This window comes from Haemophilus sp. HMSC066A11 (genome assembly GCF_001811665.1).
Classification (GTDB): Bacteria; Pseudomonadota; Gammaproteobacteria; order Enterobacterales; family Pasteurellaceae; genus Haemophilus; species Haemophilus influenzae.
This window is the reverse complement of record NZ_KV805866.1, coordinates 83,803-102,054: the sequence shown is the minus strand read 5'-3', so window position 1 is coordinate 102,054 and position 18,252 is coordinate 83,803. Positions and strand designations below refer to the sequence as shown.

Sequence of the window (18,252 nt, the reverse complement as noted above, 5' to 3'; positions counted from 1 at the left end):
TTCTTTAATTATTGAGGAAGATTTTTAGTTTCAAATTTTTTCATAAATGTAATCAGTGCTTCAACACCATCTTGCGACATTGCGTTATAAATAGATGCACGCATTCCACCTAAAACCTTATGACCCTTCAAGGCTTGCAAGCCCGCAGCAGTAGACTCTGCGACAAATTTTGCATCTAATTCAGGATTACCTGTGATGAAAGTCACATTCATTGTTGAGCGGTTTTCTTTTGCTACCACATTGCGGTAAAGTTTGCTCGAATCAATATAATCATAAAGCGTTTGTGCTTTTAGTGCATTACGTTTTTCGATTATTTCTAAGCCGCCTATTTCTTTAAGATGTTTAAATACGAGGGAACATAAATACCACGCAAAAGTTGGAGGCGTGTTGATCATTGAATCTGCATCACGTTGAGTTGCATAATTCCAAATAGATGGGGTTTCTTTACGTGTATTACCGATTAAATCATCGCGAATAATGACTAATGTAATACCCGCTGGGCCAAGATTTTTTTGCGCACCTGCATAAATTACACCGAATTTACTGATATCGATTTGGCGTGAAAGAATATTTGAAGACATATCAGCGACCAATACGGCATCGCCCACATTTGGTACATCAAAAATCTCTACACCACTGATAGTTTCATTCGGGCAATAATGAACGTAGTCATATTGATCAGCGATATGGCTAAAATCAAGATCGGTAATTCGAGTCTGTTCGCCATTTTCTACAATAGTGATTTCATCAATTTCTGCAAAATTTCTTGCTTCTTTTGCCGCTGTAGCTGACCAATGCCCACTATTTAAATAAAGGGCTTTGCCTTTTTTACCGATTAAGTTCATCGGAATTGCGGCAAATTGACCGCGAGCGCCACCTTGTAAGAAAAGTGCACGATAGTTATCAGGAATATTGTAAACCTCACGTAGATCTTTTTCCGCTTGGGTAACGAGTTCCATAAAATACTTTCCGCGATGGCTTATTTCCATTACAGAAACACCTTGATTGAGCCAGTTTGTAAGTTCATTTTGTGCTTTTTGCAACACTTCTGGGAAAATCATCGCAGGGCCTGCGCTAAAATTAAAGACTTGTGACATTGTATTTCCTTGGTTTTTATGAAAATAATGATGTCTTTTTTATCACTACAAAAATCGATAATCAATGCTTTTTACTGAAATCAAAAAAATTCTTTCTATCATTCATAAAATAGAGGGTAAATTTTGACGATTGATTAAAAAAAAGCTAAATTACGGCACAGTCATTTTATTTATTTTAAAGGGAGTTGTTATGGAAATTGTGAATAAACAATCTTTTCAAGATGTGTTGGAATACGTGCGTATGTATCGTTTAAAAAATAGAATTAAACGAGATATGGAAGACAATAATCGTAAGATTCGCGATAACCAAAAACGCATATTGTTATTGGATAATTTAAATCAATATATTCGTGATGATATGACTATTGCAGAAGTACGCGGAATTATTGAAAGTATGCGTGATGATTATGAAAGCCGTGTGGATGATTACACAATTCGCAATGCTGAACTTTCTAAGCAACGCCGTGAAGCGAGTACGAAAATGAAAGAACAGAAAAAAGCACACGCAGAATTATTGAAAAACGCTGAAAAATAATAGGATAACTAGAGCCGACTGAATCAGTCGGCTTATTTTTTATAAGCTATTCATTGCGTTAATGATTTTAATTTCGTCAAAATTGACAATATCTTCTTGGAATATTGTGCGTTCTTGAATTTTCCCTTCTTGTAATAATTTTTCTCGTTGTGTGCCTAAAAGCAATGGCGTGTCTGGCGTGTACCATTTTTTTCCTTGGCGAAAAATTAAATTACCGATGGAACAATCTGTCACTTTTCCATTTTTGATAATCATAATTTCATCACAAGCACCACGTCGAGCAAATAATGTATTAATTAAACTGCGATCTAAATATTTCAAACTATATTCAATGTCATCACAAATTACAGGTTGAAAAGTGCGGTAGATTTTTCGTTGGTATTCAAAATATTGAATTTGTGTGGTTTCGGCATTGTAATCAATGCGGCAGCGAATTAATTGATTTTGTAAAGGCGTTGGAAGTTGAATGAGTGAAAAAAGATTAAAAATTTTCACCGCACTTTTACCATAATATTCACGCAAACTACGTTCATATCGCACTTGGTGTAAATCGATATTTTGAATTTTCCCGTTTTCAATACAAAGGGTTTCAAATAGAGGGAACATTAATCAGCACCTTCAATCGGTAAATAGACTTTTTCTAATAATTCTTCATATTCATCTTGCACATTGCTATGAATGGTAATTCCACCTCCACTATGAAAATAAAATTTTTCATCTACTTGAGAAATAAATCGAATTGCCACCGCACTTTGTAGTGTTTTGCCATCAAATATGCCAAAAATTCCCGTGTAATAATCGCGCTTTTGTTTTTCTGCTTGCTGAATAATTTGTGTGGTTTTTTCTTTTGGTGCGCCGCTAATAGACCCAGCAGGCAACAGTTTCTCTAAAATATCCCCAATTTGATTTTGCCAGTTTTCATTCAATTTTCCGTAAATTTCAGAACTGGTTTGCAGTATTTCGCCTTTCTGGGTCTTGATACGATCGATATAACGAAATTTTTTCACCTGAATGTTTTTTGCCACCATGGATAAATCATTACGCATCAAATCAACAATCGTGTAATGCTCGCGTTGTTCTTTTTCATTTGTGAGTAACTGATTTTCTGCATCGGGCAGAGAGGCATTAATTGTCCCTTTCATGGGATAGGTAAAAATATTGTTGTCATGAATATTGACAAAACATTCAGGCGAAAAGCAAACGAATTGATCTTGTAACCACAATTTATAAGGTGCATTGGTTTGATGAAAAATTTGTTCAAGTGACAGCTTACCTGAAATTTCAGTGGGGTAGGTGAGATTTAATAAATAAGAATTACCTTTTTGTAATTCACTTTGAACAAGTTCAAAACCTTGTTGATAATGCGAGAAAGGCATTGGATGTTTGGTAAAATTAAGAGGGAGAGGTCGTGGAGAAATTGTGAGATTTCTTTTGCCTAAAATATCAAAATAAATGCCTTGTTGTGCAGAATTTTCGAGAGGACAAATCAATGGTTTTTCTTTTTCAAAATCAATAAGAAAGAAAAATGGAGTGCGTTGTTTGCCATAATGATTAGCCTGTTCAATAAAATGTTGCATTGTGCTTTGTGCCATTTTGCGTAAAATGACCTGATTATAACGAATACCGAACTGTTATGAAATTACTCATCATTAATAATCACGATTCTTTTACTTTTAACTTGGTGGATTTAATTCGAAAATTAAATGTGCCTTATGATGTTTTAAACGTAGAAGATTTGAAAGAAAATACAGCGGAAAATTATAGCCATATATTGATTTCGCCAGGACCCGATGTGCCACGCGCTTATCCACAACTTTTTTCCATGTTGGAAAAATATTATCAGCAAAAATCTATTTTAGGTGTGTGTTTAGGGCATCAAACCTTATGTGAATTTTTTGGTGGTACATTGTATAACTTAGAGAATGTTCGTCACGGGCAGAAACGAACATTAAAAGTGCGGTCAAATTCTCCATTGTTTTTTGATCTTCCAACTGAATTTAATATCGGACTATATCATTCTTGGGGCGTACAGGAAGAAGATTTTCCTAGCTGCCTAGAAATCACCGCACTTTGTGATGAAGATGTAGTGATGGCAATGCAACATAAATCTTTGCCAATTTATAGTGTCCAGTTTCATCCAGAATCTTATATGTCAGACTTTGGCGAGCAAATTTTGCGTAATTGGTTGGCGATTCATCCCACAACTACCCCATAATACCGCTTGCTTATTAAGCAAAAATGCGTATTATAGCCGTCTATACGTCAATACATCTAAATTTAGAAGAAAAAGAGAGAAAATATGTCTAGCTATTTATTTACATCTGAATCTGTCTCTGAAGGGCATCCAGATAAAATTGCCGATCAAATTTCTGATGCGGTACTTGATGAAATCCTAAAACAAGATCCAAAAGCACGAGTAGCTTGTGAAACCTATGTAAAAACGGGTATGGCATTGGTGGGTGGGGAAATCACAACCTCTGCGTGGGTTGATATTGAGAATTTAACCCGTAAAGTGATTTGTGATATTGGTTATGAACATTCTGAAATGGGTTTTGATGGGCATTCTTGTGCGGTGCTTAATGCGATTGGTAAACAATCTGCAGATATTAATCAAGGCGTTGATCGTGAAAATCCATTAGATCAAGGCGCAGGCGACCAAGGTATTATGTTTGGTTATGCCACCAATGAAACGGATGTATTAATGCCTGCAGCCATTACTTATGCTCATCGCTTAATGGAAAAACAAGCTGAAGTGCGTAAAAGCGGTAAATTAGCATGGTTACGCCCAGATGCGAAAAGCCAAGTTACGTTAAAATATGAAGATAATAAAATTGTTGGTGTGGATGCGGTTGTGCTTTCTACTCAACATTCTGAAGAAGTTAGCCAAAAAGATTTACATGAAGGTGTGATGGAAGAAATTATCAAACCTGTATTACCAAGTGAATGGCTTTCTAAAGAAACAAAATTCTTCATTAACCCGACTGGTCGTTTTGTTATCGGTGGGCCAATGGGTGATTGTGGTTTAACTGGCCGTAAAATCATCGTGGATACTTACGGTGGTGCCGCTCGTCACGGTGGTGGCGCATTCTCAGGAAAAGATCCATCTAAAGTAGATCGTTCTGCGGCTTATGCTGCACGTTATGTCGCAAAAAATATTGTGGCAGCTGGTTTAGCAGATCGTTGTGAAATCCAACTTTCTTATGCGATTGGTGTGGCTGATCCAACATCTATCATGGTCGAAACCTTTGGAACTGGAAAAGTTGCAAATGAATTATTAGTGTCATTAGTTCGTGAGTTTTTTGATTTACGTCCTTATGGCTTAATTAAAATGTTAGATTTAATCCAACCAATCTATCGTGAAACGGCGGCTTATGGCCATTTCGGTCGTGAGCAATTCCCTTGGGAAAAAGTGGATCGCGCAGAAGATTTACGTATTGCGGCAGGTTTAAAATAATAGGCTTGAATTTTTAGTTTGAAAGGCTTATATTGAAAAGGCAACAAGGTTTCTTGTTGCCTTAGTTGGTTTAGGTTGCTACCAAGCTGGGGAGCTAAAGGACAGCAACAAGAACCCGATAATAATCATTAAGATGATTTTTATCATAAGGCTATCTCCTTTCAGAGTTGTTAAACAAAGCTGATCGAGATTGAGTTACTGCCTGACCCGCCAGTCAGGCAATAACGTACCTGACCAACCACTGGTTATTCTATCATATAAAAGCCGCTTATCTAGCGGTTTTTGCTTTTACCGATGACATCAATATCACTTATTCCATTCCGTCATTTAAAAATGCAAGTGCAACGCAAATTGAATCAGTCTTTGCTGCTTGCAGAGGCTTATTTTAAGCGAAAATTTACAATGCCAGAGGTAAATTATGAGTTACGAGGTATAAAGGCAGGCGTGGCTTACCTACAAAAAAATGAAATAAAATTTAACCGCACTTTATTGCAAGAAAATACGGATGAATTTATTCGACAAGTCGTGCCACATGAGCTTGCGCATTTGATTGTGTATCAAATGTTTGGTCGCGTAAAACCACACGGGAAAGAGTGGCAGCTTGTAATGAATGAAATTTTTAAGCTTCCCGCAGACACTTGCCATCAATTTGATATAAAAAACGTGCAAGGTAAAACCTTTGAATATCGTTGTGCTTGCCAAACCCATTTTCTAACTATTCGTCGGCATAACAAAATAATGAAAGAAAACATCGAATATTTGTGTAAAAAATGTAAGGGAAAATTAGTTTTTGTCGATGATGAAGAATAATTTTTGTGATATATTTTTCCAATTTATTCAATAAATAAAGGAGTTATCCAATGAAAAAATCTTTATTAGCAGTTATTGTTGGTGCATTTGCCTTTGCTTCTGTTGCAAATGCGAATATTTATGCTGAGGGCGATATCGGTTTATCTCAAACTAAAGCAAACGGTAGTAACAATACAAGAGTTGAACCTCGCGTATCCGTGGGTTATAAAGTAGGAAATACACGTGTTGCGGGTGATTATACTCATCATGGAAAAGTTGATGGCACAAAAATTCAAGGTTTAGGTGCATCAGTATTATATGATTTTGACACGAATTCTAAAGTGCAACCTTATGTTGGTGCTCGTGTAGCGACTAATCAATTTAAATACACCAATCGCGCAGAACAAAAGTTTAAAAGTTCTTCTGATATTAAGCTCGGATATGGGGTTGTAGCAGGTGCAAAATATAAGTTAGATGGCAACTGGTACGCAAATGGTGGAGTTGAGTACAATCGTTTAGGTAATTTTGATAGTACCAAAGTTAATAACTATGGTGCAAAAGTTGGTGTGGGGTACGGGTTCTAATTTTTAGAATATAAAAATCTTTTTTATAAAACACTTTAATTTAACGGTGATCGTTTAAAACAATCACCGTTATTGGTATCAGCAGAGCCAGAAAGGCTAATTACCATATTTGGTTTAGGCGTATAACGGACTCCAGCTGCAACGGCAGATTGTCCTCGATAAGTCCCTGCAGCTATGCCAGTAATTTGGCGGGTTATGCCTCTTATTTTATTCCCCACTGAAACCGAACCCGCAGTGCCTTTCCAAGTTGAAACTAATTCATTTTTAGCTGTTTCATAAGATTTAGTTGCGTTGTCAATCTTAGCTTGATTTGGATTAGCTGCGGTTTTCAACTTTTCCATATTGCTTTTTAACCTAGCAACTTCCTCTTTTTTTTTCGGCAAATCGTAAAGAATATTACGTAATTCTGCCAAATCAGCATAATTTTGACGCTCTGTTTTATAAGCATTTTCCAATGGCTTAATATCAAAAATATGTGATCAAGATCACAAAATAAAAAATCCCAACGGAGATTGGGATTTAAAATCACTAAAAATTTTACCGCACTTTATGCTTTGCTTACTTCAAAACGTTCAAATGCCAATACTTTTTTCTCTAATTTACGTAGTAATAATGTTGCAATGCCTGTGATAATTAAATAGATACCACCCGCAATGCCGTAAATTGTGATTGCATCATATTCTGTACCATAAAGTTGGCGTGCGTAACCCATAATATCCATAATCGTAATGGTGGATGCTAATGCCGTTCCTTTAAATACCAAAATAATTTCGTTACTGTAAGAAGGCAACGCACGTTTTAAGGCATAAGGAATTAAGATTTTGAGTGTCTGTAATCGGCTTAATCCTAACGCTGCACAACTTTCCCATTGTCCTTTATGAATGGCTTTTACTGCACCGTGAAATAATTGGGTGGAATAAGCTGCACTGTTTAGTGCTAAAGCTAATGTGGCACAGAACCACGCATTGGATAAGAAAAACCATAATGGGCTGTCAATAATCCATTGAAATTGACCAGGCCCCGCATAAATTAAAAAGAACTGTACTAACAGTGGCGTGCCTGTGAATAAAGTAAGGTATAAATTGACCGCACTTTTTACCCATTTATTTTCCATTGAAAGTAAAAAAGTAAGAAATAAGGCTAAAAAGAAAGCAATCAATAAGGATACGACTGTGAGTAGTAAACTCGTTGGAATCCCTTGTACGATCACGCTTAAATATTCTTGAAACATTATTTCATGCCCCTTTCAAAACGAGTAAAACGCAGCTCTAATTTTCGAATACCAACTTGGCTAATTAATGTTACCGCTAAATAAATTAACGCAGCAATACCGTACCAAGTAAAGGGTTGATGAGTATTGGTATTAATCAGATCCGCTTGGTGCATCAAATCGTCCACACCAATTAATGAAACCAATGCCGTATCTTTTAGCAATACAAGCCATTGGGTGCTTAAACCAGGTAAGGCGTGACGCCATACTTGTGGCATAACAATATGAATGAACGTATAGCTTTTGCTTAAGCCTAACGCTGCACCTGATTCCCATTGTCCTTTTGGTATGGCTTGAATTGCACCACGTAATGTTTGTGAAGCATAAGCTGCAAAAATAAGAGAAAGCGCAAGCACACCACAGCCAAATGCCCCAAATTCGATGTATTCGCCAGTTAGCATTTCGACTAATTCAGTAGAACCAAAATAGACAAGTAATACAACAATAATTTCGGGTAAGCCACGTAATAATGCCACAAATACTGTCATCGGCTTGCCAACAAAACGATTTGCTTCAAGTGCGACAAAAATAAGGCTTAAAAATAAGCCTAAGATCAATGAACAGACCGCAAGCCCTAAAGTCATTAGGGCAGCGGTAAACATTAAAGAAAGAAAGTCAGAAAACATAAATTATTTTGTCATCCATTTATCATAGATTTTTTGGTATTCGCCATTCGCTTTAATTGCAGCTAAACCTTTATTTAGTTGTGCCGCCAAATCTTTGTTTGATTTGTGCATTGCAATCGCTATCCCGTTACCAAAATATTTTTTATTGGTTACTTTTTCGCCTATAAATTGAATTTCTGGCTCTTTGGAAATCATATCGGAAAGCACTGCGGTATCGCCAAAAATAATATCAATCCGACCGCTCTTTAAGTCTAAAATAGCATTTTGTAAAGTTGAATAGGATTTTGGAGTATATTGCTTGGTCTCCGCTACGGTGTATTGTTGGAATGTTGTGCCATTTTGAACACCTATATTTTTTGCGCTCTCTAAAGTTGCTTTGCCTTTAAGAGCAACATAGCTTGCTGTGCTGTCGTAATATGGATCAGAGAATAGCACTTGTTTTGCACGAGCATCAGTAATATCAATGGCGGAAATTGCTGCATCAAAACGTTTTGCTTTTAAATTTGGAATTAACGCATCAAAGGTTTCGCTCTTGAATTTACAGGTTGCTTGAATTTCTTGACAAATTGCATTCGCCACATCAACATCAAAGCCGATAATTTCGCCTTTTTCATTTGTGGTTTCAAATGGTGGATAGCTAGGTTCCATTGCAAAAGTGAGTTCTTGTGCGCCTGCAGCAATAGATGACCCCAATAAAATGGCAGTTAATAATGTTTTTTTCATCGTAAGCTCCTTATTTCTAGTGAGAAAGATAGTGTTTAAATTGTTCGGTTTTCGGATTTTCAAAGCAATCAGCCGATCCCATTTCGACGATTTTACCTTGTTCCATATAGACGACTTTTGTCGCCACTTTTTGCGCCACATTGACTTCGTGGGTCACAATCACTTGCGTAATGCCAGTTTCTTGTAATTCTTTAATAATATCTACAACTTGTGCTGTAATTTCTGGATCTAATGCAGCCGTTGGTTCATCAAATAATAGAACTTGTGGCTTCATCATCAGTGCGCGCGCTATTGCAACACGTTGTTGTTGCCCACCTGACAAATGTAATGGAAAGCGATCAGCAAGTTGTTCTAAACGTAAACGTTTTAACAATTCCATTGCATCAGTTTTCGCTTCACTTTCACTCACACCACGCACTTTCATTGGTGCTTCAATTAAGTTTTCAATTACCGTTAAGTGCGGCCAAAGATGATATTGTTGAAACACCATTCCTACATCTTGGCGTAATTGTCTGATTGCTTTGGGATTTGCCATTGCATTGGATAAATTAAATTCATTGTTTGTAATGCTTAATTCGCCAGATTTTGGCACTTCTAACAAATTTAATGTGCGAATTAATGTGCTTTTGCCTGCGCCACTTGGGCCCAGCAACACAACGGTATCGCCCTCTTCAGCTTCAAGGTTAATATCAAATAACGCTTGTGATGAACCGTAAAAGAAATTGAGATTTTTAACACGAATAGCCATTTTTCTTCTCTATGCTTTATAAGATGAAAAAATATTACATTTTTATGCATAATTATGCAAATGCTATTAATAAAAAATCCCAAAAAAATTTGGGATTTTAAAAACTTGATTGAAATCAACCGCACTTTAGGCTTGTTTTGCCATTTCAAACTCAATTAACATCATTAAAATATGAATGACTTTGATATGGATTTCTTGAATACGATCTGCATAACTGAAATGGGGTACGCGAATTTCAACATCTGCTAATCCTGCCATTTTTCCGCCATCTTTGCCTGTCATCGCAATCACTTTCATTCCTTTTGCTTTTGCCGCTTCAATAGCATTTAAGATATTTTTTGAATTACCTGAAGTTGATAAACCGAATAATACATCGCCTTTTTGACCCACCGCTTCAACATAGCGTGAAAATACATATTCATAGCCAAAATCATTACTTACACAGCTTAAATGGCTTGCATCTGAAATCGCAATAGCGGGATAACCAGGTCGATTTTCACGATAACGACCCGTTAATTCTTCTGCAAAATGCATCGCATCACAGTGCGAACCGCCATTACCACAAGAAAGCACTTTTCCGCCTTGCTTGAAACTGTTGGAAATTAATAATGCGGCTTCTTGAATTAATTTAATGTTATTTTCATCAGCAATAAATTTGTTTAACACATCTTGTGCTTCCACAAGTTCTGCTTTGATTTGATCTAAATACATTGATTGCTCCTTTTAGCATAAAATCGCGATGGCATTGTATAGCAGATGAAGATTCTTCGCTAGCGTAAATAAAAATTCATCTTTTTTCGATGAAATGATGATTTTTTGCGATTTAGATCGAAAAAATAAGTTTGAATGGTTGGGGATTTTTCAAGATATGTTTATCTTGCGTAAACTTATTAGCCTTTTAATTTTCAAAAACACAATGAAATTTTACCGCACTTTGTTACTTTTCTTGGCGAGTTCTTTTGCTTTTGCTAACTCAGATTTAATGCTTCTTCATACCTACAATAATCAACCCATAGAGGGTTGGGTAATGTCTGAAAAGTTAGATGGCGTACGCGGTTATTGGAATGGAAAGCAATTATTAACCCGACAAGGGCAACCTTTATCGCCGCCCGCCTATTTCATTAAGGATTTTCCGCCTTTTGCGATTGATGGCGAATTATTTAGTGAGCGAAATCATTTTGAGGAAATTTCATCCATCACAAAATCTTTCAAAGGCGAGGGTTGGGAAAAACTTAAATTGTATGTTTTTGATGTGCCTGATGCAGAGGGGAATTTATTTGAGCGTTTAGCTAAATTGAAAGCGTATTTAGTCGAACATCCCACAACTTATATTGAAATTATTGAGCAAATTCCTGTTAAAGATAAAACCCATTTATATCAATTTCTTGCACAAGTCGAAAATTTGCAAGGCGAGGGCGTTGTTGTACGCAACCCCAATGCACCTTATGAACGTAAGCGAAGCTCACAAATTTTAAAATTAAAAACAGCACGAGATGAAGAATGTACAGTTATTGCACACCATAAAGGCAAAGGACAATTTGAAAATGTGATGGGTGCTTTAACTTGTAAAAATCATCGGGGAGAATTTAAAATCGGTTCGGGTTTTAACTTAAACGAACGAGAAAATTCCCCTCCGATAGGATCTGTAATTACTTATAAATATCGAGGTCTTACAAATAGTGGAAAACCTCGATTTGCAACCTATTGGCGAGAGAGAAAATGAGCCTATTTATAAATCTGACAAAATGAATTTAATCAATATGGAAACAAGCGATTAATTTTCCATCAGTATATTGTTCCAAGTGCGGTTGATTTTCACGACATTTTTCTGTCGCTTTCCAACAACGAGGATTAAATGCACAGCCTTTTGGCGGATTAATTGGGCTTGGCAATTCGCCTGTCAGTTTTATGCGTTCACGGCGCAAGTTTGGCGACAAACGTGGTGTCGCTGAAAGTAACGCTTTGGTATAAGGATGCTGAGGATTAGAAAAAATCTGCTCTGTCGTCCCTTTTTCAACACAACGACCTAAATACATCACCATCACTTCATCAGCGATATGTTCTACCACAGAAAGATCGTGTGAAATGAATACGTAAGACAAGCCTAATTCATCTTGTAAATCCATCATTAAATTCAGTACTTGTGCACGCACGGAAACATCCAATGCAGAAACAGGCTCATCGGCAACAACGACATCGGGATCTAACATTAAACCACGAGCGATGGCAATACGTTGGCGTTGTCCGCCTGAGAACATGTGGGGATAACGATCATAAAATTCAGCGCGCAAGCCCACTTTTTCCATCATCGATAAAACTTTTTCTCGCCGTTCTTTGGCGGAAAGTTTTGTATTGATGATTAATGGTTCTTCCAAAATTGAACCAATCTTTTTGCGTGGATTTAACGATGCGTAAGGATTTTGAAAAACTATTTGAATTTTTTTACGACGTAGTGCTTTTGTTTCAGAATCATTTTCTAAAAAATTATGCCCTTTGTAATAAAGTTCGCCTTTGGTTGGTTCTTCAATCATTGTCAATAAACGACCTAGCGTTGATTTTCCACAACCTGATTCACCCACGACTGCTAAAGTTTTACCTCGTTCAAGCTGAAAAGAGACACCATCCAACGCTTTTACTTGCTGTGGTTTTGCAAACAAGCCTTTTTTTACAGGGTAATATTTTTTTAAGCCAATGGCATTTAATAATGGCGGATTTTCTTTTACTTCATTCGTCATTATTAAGCTCCTTGATATTCAACTGGATTGCCTTGCTCGTTCAGTGGAGTATGGCATTTTACTTTATGCGAACCGATATGATGCAATAGAGGTTCAACTTGGCGACAATATTCGGTGGCATAAGGGCAGCGAGGATTTAATAAACAGCCTGTTGGGCGATCGTATTTTCCAGGGACGACCCCTTGTAATGATTCTAAGCGAGATTTTCCCTCTGCAAATTCAGGTAATGAACGTAACAAGGCTTGTGTGTAAGGGTGTTTTGGTTCGCGGAAAATATCTTTTGCGGTGCCTTCTTCAACGATTTGTCCAGCATACATCACGATAATTCGATCTGCCGCTTCAGCAACAAGCGCAAGATCATGGGTAATCAAAATCAGCGACATGCATTCTTTTTTCTGCAATTCGAGTAAGAGTTCCATAATTTGTGCTTGAATAGTCACGTCCAATGCCGTGGTTGGCTCATCAGCAATCAATAATTTAGGTCTGCAAGCAATTGCCATCGCAATCATCACGCGCTGGCTCATTCCACCAGACAGCTGATGGGGATAAACATCAATCCGAGATTCAGGATCAGGAATACCGACCAATTTTAAAAGCTCTAAAGTGCGGTCTTTTCTCGCCTTTTTTGTGCCGCCCTCGTGAGTTTTTAACGCTTCCATAATTTGGAAACCCACAGTATAAGCAGGATTCAAACTTGTCATCGGATCTTGGAAAATCATTGCTACATCAGCACCAATAAGCTGGCGTTTAGCTTTACTCTCTAAAGTGAGTAAATCAGTATTTTCAAATTGCAAGGATTCAGCCGATACACGTCCAGGATGATCAATTAATCCCATAATTGCGAGAGAACTCACAGATTTACCTGAGCCTGATTCTCCTACAATGCCAAGCACTTCGCCTTGTGCGACTTGATAGCTAATGCGATCCACTGCTTTAAATGGCGTTTTTTTATCGCCAAAGTGAACAGAAAGTTCTTTTACGTCTAATAATGCCATTCTGTTTTCCTATTGTTTGAGTTTTGGATCAAGGGCATCACGCAAGCCATCGCCCATTAAGTTGAAAGCAAGCACCAAAGATAAAATCACTAAGCCAGGAATTGTAACTAACCAGTTTGCCGCTTGCATAAAACTGCGTGCTTCTGAAAGCATTGTGCCAAGTTCAGGTGTTGGTGGTTTTGCACCAATGCCTAAGAAACCAAGTGTCGCGAGTTCTAAGATGGCATTGGAAATGCCCATTGTCATTTGCACAATTAAAGGGGCTAAACAGTTTGGTAAAATCACAATAAACATGAGGCGTAAAATACCTGCCCCTGCCACTTTAGATGAAGTCACATAATCACGATTTTTTTCATTTATTACTGCCGCTCTGGTTAAACGCACATAGCTAGGAATCGATACCACGGCGATCGCTAAAGTGGCATTGGCGAGTGATGGCTCTAAAATAGAGACGACTACAATCGTCAAAAGTAAGTTTGGAATCGCAAGCATAATATCAATTAGGCGAATGATAATTGTATCTAGCACGCCGCCATAATAGCCAGAAATCAAGCCAAGACTAGTACCAAAGGCACAAGACAGCAATACAATGACAAATCCTGCAAAAACGGAAATTCGCGTTCCGTAAATAATGCGCGAAAGAATATCTCGTCCAATATCGTCTGTGCCGAGTAAATAGGCTGGATTGCCGCCTTCATACCAAGCAGGGGGAAGTAAAAGTGCGGTACGATTTTGCACTGTTGGATCAAAAGGCGCAATATAAGGCGCGAGAATGCTGATTAAGGCAACAATCAAAATAAAAATTAAACCAATTAGCGCACCACGATTTTGTTTGAAGTAAAAGCAAAATTCTTGTAAAGGTGTTTTTGGCGCGAAAGTTAAAGGCGTGTCAGACATAATTTCTCCTACAATTAATGACGGATACGCGGATTGACCACGCCGTAAAGTAAATCGACGGTTAAATTTACCACAATAATAATCGTCGCAATAATCAGTACAGAACCTTGCAACACAGGATAATCACGGGCTTGAATGGCATCAATGATCCATTTTCCAATTCCCGGCCAAGAGAAAATAGTTTCTGTGAGAACTGCACCAGAAAGCAATTGACCTACAATTAATCCCACCACAGTGACAACAGGAATTAACGCATTACGCAATGCATGCACAATGACGATTCGAGTATAATTTAGGCCTTTTGCTTTAGCCGTGCGAATGTAATCTTCGCCTAATACTTCCAGCATTGCAGATCGTGTCATACGCGTAATAATGGCGAGAGGAACTGTGCCTAAGACGATGGCAGGAAGAATTAATGATTTCACCGCATTTTCGAAGGCACCAGAAACACCTGAAAGCCAGCTATCAATAAGCATAAATCCTGTTGGTGTATCGATCCAAAATTCATTATCTAAACGTCCACCTTGCGGTAAACCGAGTTGTGGTGAAACGTATAAAATTAAAATCAATCCCCACCAGAAAATCGGCATAGAATAACCTGTGAGCGATGCAGCTGTAACGGTGTGAGAAATCCAACTGTCTTTTTTTACTGCGGCAATCGTGCCTAAAATTATTCCACCTAATAATGACCAAAATAACGCAAAAAATGCTAATTCAGCGGTGGCAGGGAAAAGTGTAAAAAATTCAGTAAGAACAGGTTGTTGAGTGCGGAACGATGCACCGAAATCCCCTTGAATTACATTGCCAATATAGCGGAAATATTGCTGATAAAGAGGTAAATCTAAACCCAATTGGTGCATCATTTGTTGATGTACTTCTGCCGTTAAGCCACGTTCACCCATCATTATTTCCACAGGATCACCAGGAATAAAATGCACAAGGGCAAAGGTAATAAAAGTAATGGCAATAAAAGTAGGGATCACCATTAAGATTCGTTTGAATACAAATTTAAACATTCCATCACTCGTAGATAATAAAAGTGCGGTAAAAATTCACCGCACTTTTCAAAGAAATTAATCGGTAAAAAATATAATACTCTTGAATTCTACCGCACTTTTTCCAATGTTTCCAAATGCGCAATCAACCATTTAATGCCTTGAGCTTGGAACGCTATTTGTAAACGTGTGTTATTTTCAGATCCTTCCACATTAATCACTGTGCCGAAACCAAATTTTTCGTGTTTAACTTTTTGACCCATTTTCCATTCATTTTCGACCGCACTGGTATTCGACAATGAACCGACTTTTGCTAGGTTCATCGCACGCGTGACTGTCCCTCGTAAACGAATTTCTTGGATACATTCTCTCGGTAATTCTGCGATAAACCGTGATGGCAAATGGCGTTCTTCTTTGGCATATAATCGACGGCTTTCCGCATAAGAGATGGTCAGTTTTTTCTGTGCGCGAGTAATACCGACATAAGCTAAACGACGCTCTTCTTCTAAACGTCCGGGTTCTTCAAAAGAACGAAAACTTGGGAATAATCCTTCTTCTACGCCCACCATAAATACACGAGGAAATTCTAAGCCTTTCGCAGAGTGCAACGTCATCATTTCTACACAAGATTGATGTGGCGAGGCTTGTTCTTCGCCAGCTTCTAAGGAAGCGTGCGTTAAAAAGGCAGTGAGTTCGGTCATTTCTTCCGCATCATTAGGTTTGATAAATTCACGGGTTGCGGTAACTAATTCTTCCAAGTTTTCAATACGCACTTCGCCTTTTTCGCCTTTTTCTTGTTGATACATTTCATATAAGCCCGAATGTTTAATCACAAAATCAGTTTGTGCGAAAAGTGGCATTTCTGCGGTATCAAGTTGTAGTGAATTAATTAATTCTTGGAAACGTAATAAGGCTGTTGAGGCTCGCCCTGCTAACATATTTTCTTGTGTTGCGACTTGTACTGCTTGCCATAAGGTAATTTGGCGTTCGCGTGTTAAGTTACGCAATATATCTAAAGTGCGGTCGCCAATGCCACGGGTTGGCGTATTAATTACACGCTCAAAAGCCGCATCATCTTGACGATTATTAATCAAACGAAGATAGGCTAACGCATCTTTAATTTCTTGACGTTCGAAGAAACGCATACCGCCATAAATACGGTATGGAATTTGACAACGAATTAAAGCTTCTTCAATAACCCGTGATTGGCTATTACTACGATAAAGTACAGCACAATCATCAAGTTTTCCGCCATGTTCTACCCAATCCTGAATTTGTGAAGCGACAAATTTTGCTTCATCCAATTCATTAAAGGCAGAATAGATGCCCACAGGATCGCCTTTCTCACCCTCTGTCCATAAATTTTTACCAAGACGATCACTATTGTTTGCAATTAATTCATTTGCGCTGTTTAGGATATTGGCGGTAGAACGATAGTTTTGTTCAAGGCGAATTGTTTCGGCTTTGAAATCTTTCAAGAATTTTTGGATATTTTCAATTTGTGCACCACGCCAACCGTATATAGATTGATCATCATCGCCTACGATCATGACTTTGCCTGTTTTTCCAGCAAGAATTTTAATCCACTTATATTGAATTTTATTGGTGTCTTGAAACTCATCCACCAAAATATGCTGAAAACGTTGTTGATAACGTTGCAAAATTAATGGTTTTTTCTCAAATAATTCATAGACCCGAATTAATAATTCAGCAAAATCGACCAACCCTGCGCGATCGCAAGTGTCTTGATAGATCTGATAAATTTTAATCCATTCACGTTCTTGGCGATCATTAAAATCTTCAATATCATTTGGTCGCAAGCCTTCATCTTTTTTGTTATTGATGTACCAACAAGCCTGTTTAGGCGGAAAAGCTTTTTCATCAAAATTATGTAATTTTAATAATCGTTTAATTAAACGAAGTTGATCTTCTGAATCTAAAATTTGGAAATCTTGTGGCAATCCCACATCTAAATGATGAGCTCGCAACAAACGATGAGCAATGCTATGGAAGGTGCCAATCCACATACCAAATAATTGATGTTGTGCGTGTTTGGCAAGGGTAGATTGAATACGATGACGCATTTCTGCTGCGGCTTTATTGGTAAAGGTCACCGCCATAATGCTGCCTTCAGAAATATTTTCGACCGCAATTAACCAAGCAATACGGTGCGTCAATACACGCGTTTTGCCCGAGCCTGCACCAGCTAGCACTAAGTGATTACCAAGAGGAGCAGCTACGGCTTCGCGTTGTTTATCGTTGAGTCCGTCAAGTAATTCAGAAATATCCATCATAAACTATCTTTAATCTGTTTAAATTTACAGTTATTATAGTCCCATCTATCTTGTGAAACAATAAGATTTGTGAGTATATCAAAAGTAGGGTAGAACATTTTCAGAATAATATTAAGCGGGATTCTCCTATATCCTTAAACTCAACATCAAAATTATATGCTTTGAAAGCTATTTTTATACTATTTATAAACAAACTTTTAATTCGTTTACCTCTCATTCCTAAAATGCAAGGTTTCTCATTTTTCCAAAAATACCCATGATGAACAATAATAGCATAGGAATGTTGTTTAATGACTTAATCAATACTTGATTTGCTAGGATTCCTGTAATGATTTTATAAACATTTGCTTTTCCTTCTACTTGCACGCCATTTTACGCATAGTCGGTGATTTTGTCCGAATTAAGTTTTAGGTTAAAAAGTTACTCAAATTCAATGTTATTCATAATTAATACAAATGAGAAAGAGTGAGATATGGTACAAAATTCCAAAAAATGGTTAGCACAAAGGAA

20 protein-coding genes are annotated in these 18,252 nt (G+C 37.5%); 6 read left to right on the top strand and 14 right to left on the bottom strand.

Annotation, left to right across the window (positions count from 1 at the left end):
- Window positions 1-8: 8 nt before the first annotated feature.
- Window positions 9-1,097 (bottom strand): 3-phosphoserine/phosphohydroxythreonine transaminase, encoded by a 1,089-nt coding sequence (gene serC / locus HMPREF2813_RS03495; protein WP_014550914.1) that lies wholly within the window; start codon window positions 1,095-1,097, stop codon window positions 9-11.
- 190 nt (window positions 1,098-1,287) lie between these two features.
- Between serC and HMPREF2813_RS03490 the strand changes: the two genes are divergently transcribed.
- Window positions 1,288-1,632 carry a DUF496 family protein gene (locus HMPREF2813_RS03490; protein WP_005653635.1) on the top strand — a complete coding sequence of 115 codons (345 nt, stop codon included), beginning with the start codon at window positions 1,288-1,290 and terminating at the stop codon, window positions 1,630-1,632.
- A 39-nt stretch (window positions 1,633-1,671) separates the two neighbouring features.
- On the opposite strand, the gene HMPREF2813_RS03485 is transcribed toward HMPREF2813_RS03490, so the two are convergent.
- A complete protein-coding gene (locus HMPREF2813_RS03485; RefSeq protein ID WP_014550913.1) occupies window positions 1,672-2,238 on the bottom strand; it encodes an aminotransferase class IV family protein in 567 nt (188 codons plus the stop codon).
- Complete coding sequence (locus tag HMPREF2813_RS03480) at window positions 2,238-3,224, bottom strand: aminodeoxychorismate synthase component I (protein WP_014550912.1); 987 nt, start codon at window positions 3,222-3,224, stop codon at window positions 2,238-2,240. The genes HMPREF2813_RS03485 and HMPREF2813_RS03480 overlap by 1 nt, the downstream gene beginning before the upstream one ends.
- A 41-nt stretch (window positions 3,225-3,265) precedes the next feature.
- Here HMPREF2813_RS03480 and HMPREF2813_RS03475 point away from each other — a divergent pair, with 41 nt between their 5' ends.
- The 4 genes from HMPREF2813_RS03475 (at window position 3,266) to HMPREF2813_RS03460 (ending at window position 6,459) form a co-directional block, all read left to right on the top strand.
- Window positions 3,266-3,847 (top strand): anthranilate synthase component II, encoded by a 582-nt coding sequence (locus HMPREF2813_RS03475; protein WP_014550911.1) that lies wholly within the window; start codon window positions 3,266-3,268, stop codon window positions 3,845-3,847.
- Window positions 3,848-3,931: 84 nt separating this feature from the next.
- Window positions 3,932-5,086, top strand: coding sequence for a methionine adenosyltransferase (metK, locus tag HMPREF2813_RS03470; protein WP_005667439.1), 1,155 nt, complete (start codon window positions 3,932-3,934; stop codon window positions 5,084-5,086).
- Between the two features lie 294 nt (window positions 5,087-5,380).
- On the top strand, window positions 5,381-5,896 hold the full coding sequence (locus HMPREF2813_RS03465; protein WP_005667437.1) for a SprT family zinc-dependent metalloprotease: 516 nt from the start codon (window positions 5,381-5,383) through the stop codon (window positions 5,894-5,896).
- A 50-nt stretch (window positions 5,897-5,946) separates the two neighbouring features.
- Entirely contained in the window at window positions 5,947-6,459 is a 513-nt protein-coding gene (locus HMPREF2813_RS03460) for an opacity family porin (protein ID WP_005647500.1), read from the top strand.
- A gap of 35 nt (window positions 6,460-6,494) precedes the next feature.
- Here HMPREF2813_RS03460 and HMPREF2813_RS03455 read toward each other — a convergent pair whose 3' ends face one another.
- The 6 genes from HMPREF2813_RS03455 to lpcA form a co-directional block, all read right to left on the bottom strand.
- A complete protein-coding gene (locus HMPREF2813_RS03455) occupies window positions 6,495-6,914 on the bottom strand; it encodes a YadA C-terminal domain-containing protein (RefSeq protein WP_224056787.1) in 420 nt (139 codons plus the stop codon).
- A gap of 92 nt (window positions 6,915-7,006) precedes the next feature.
- The gene (artM, locus tag HMPREF2813_RS03450; RefSeq protein WP_014550909.1) at window positions 7,007-7,690 is read right to left on the bottom strand and encodes an arginine ABC transporter permease ArtM; all 684 of its coding nucleotides are present in this window, start codon (window positions 7,688-7,690) and stop codon (window positions 7,007-7,009) included.
- Window positions 7,690-8,355 (bottom strand): arginine ABC transporter permease ArtQ, encoded by a 666-nt coding sequence (artQ, locus tag HMPREF2813_RS03445; RefSeq protein ID WP_014550908.1) that lies wholly within the window; start codon window positions 8,353-8,355, stop codon window positions 7,690-7,692. The genes artM and artQ overlap by 1 nt, the downstream gene beginning before the upstream one ends.
- 3 nt (window positions 8,356-8,358) lie before the next feature.
- Window positions 8,359-9,078, bottom strand: a complete 720-nt coding sequence (locus tag HMPREF2813_RS03440) for a lysine/arginine/ornithine ABC transporter substrate-binding protein (RefSeq protein WP_014550907.1) — start codon at window positions 9,076-9,078, stop codon at window positions 8,359-8,361.
- Window positions 9,079-9,094: 16 nt separating this feature from the next.
- Window positions 9,095-9,826, bottom strand: a complete 732-nt coding sequence (gene artP, locus HMPREF2813_RS03435) for an arginine ABC transporter ATP-binding protein ArtP (RefSeq protein ID WP_014550906.1) — start codon at window positions 9,824-9,826, stop codon at window positions 9,095-9,097.
- A 126-nt stretch (window positions 9,827-9,952) separates the two neighbouring features.
- The gene (lpcA, locus tag HMPREF2813_RS03430; protein ID WP_014550905.1) at window positions 9,953-10,537 is read right to left on the bottom strand and encodes a D-sedoheptulose 7-phosphate isomerase; all 585 of its coding nucleotides are present in this window, start codon (window positions 10,535-10,537) and stop codon (window positions 9,953-9,955) included.
- Window positions 10,538-10,742: 205 nt separating this feature from the next.
- Between lpcA and HMPREF2813_RS03425 the strand changes: the two genes are divergently transcribed.
- Complete coding sequence (locus HMPREF2813_RS03425; protein ID WP_014550904.1) at window positions 10,743-11,549, top strand: DNA ligase; 807 nt, start codon at window positions 10,743-10,745, stop codon at window positions 11,547-11,549.
- Window positions 11,550-11,577: 28 nt separating this feature from the next.
- On the opposite strand, the gene HMPREF2813_RS03420 is transcribed toward HMPREF2813_RS03425, so the two are convergent.
- The 5 genes from HMPREF2813_RS03420 to uvrD form a co-directional block, all read right to left on the bottom strand.
- Window positions 11,578-12,561 carry a peptide ABC transporter ATP-binding protein gene (locus HMPREF2813_RS03420; protein WP_005657163.1) on the bottom strand — a complete coding sequence of 328 codons (984 nt, stop codon included), beginning with the start codon at window positions 12,559-12,561 and terminating at the stop codon, window positions 11,578-11,580.
- Between the two features lie 2 nt (window positions 12,562-12,563).
- Window positions 12,564-13,556, bottom strand: a complete 993-nt coding sequence (gene dppD / locus HMPREF2813_RS03415) for a dipeptide ABC transporter ATP-binding protein (protein WP_005660423.1) — start codon at window positions 13,554-13,556, stop codon at window positions 12,564-12,566.
- Between the two features lie 9 nt (window positions 13,557-13,565).
- Window positions 13,566-14,453, bottom strand: a complete 888-nt coding sequence (locus HMPREF2813_RS03410) for an ABC transporter permease subunit (protein ID WP_014550903.1) — start codon at window positions 14,451-14,453, stop codon at window positions 13,566-13,568.
- 14 nt (window positions 14,454-14,467) lie between these two features.
- A complete protein-coding gene (locus HMPREF2813_RS03405; RefSeq protein WP_005657155.1) occupies window positions 14,468-15,469 on the bottom strand; it encodes an ABC transporter permease subunit in 1,002 nt (333 codons plus the stop codon).
- An 89-nt stretch (window positions 15,470-15,558) separates the two neighbouring features.
- Window positions 15,559-17,739 (bottom strand): DNA helicase II, encoded by a 2,181-nt coding sequence (gene uvrD, locus HMPREF2813_RS03400; protein WP_041174672.1) that lies wholly within the window; start codon window positions 17,737-17,739, stop codon window positions 15,559-15,561.
- Window positions 17,740-18,252 lie beyond the last annotated feature (513 nt).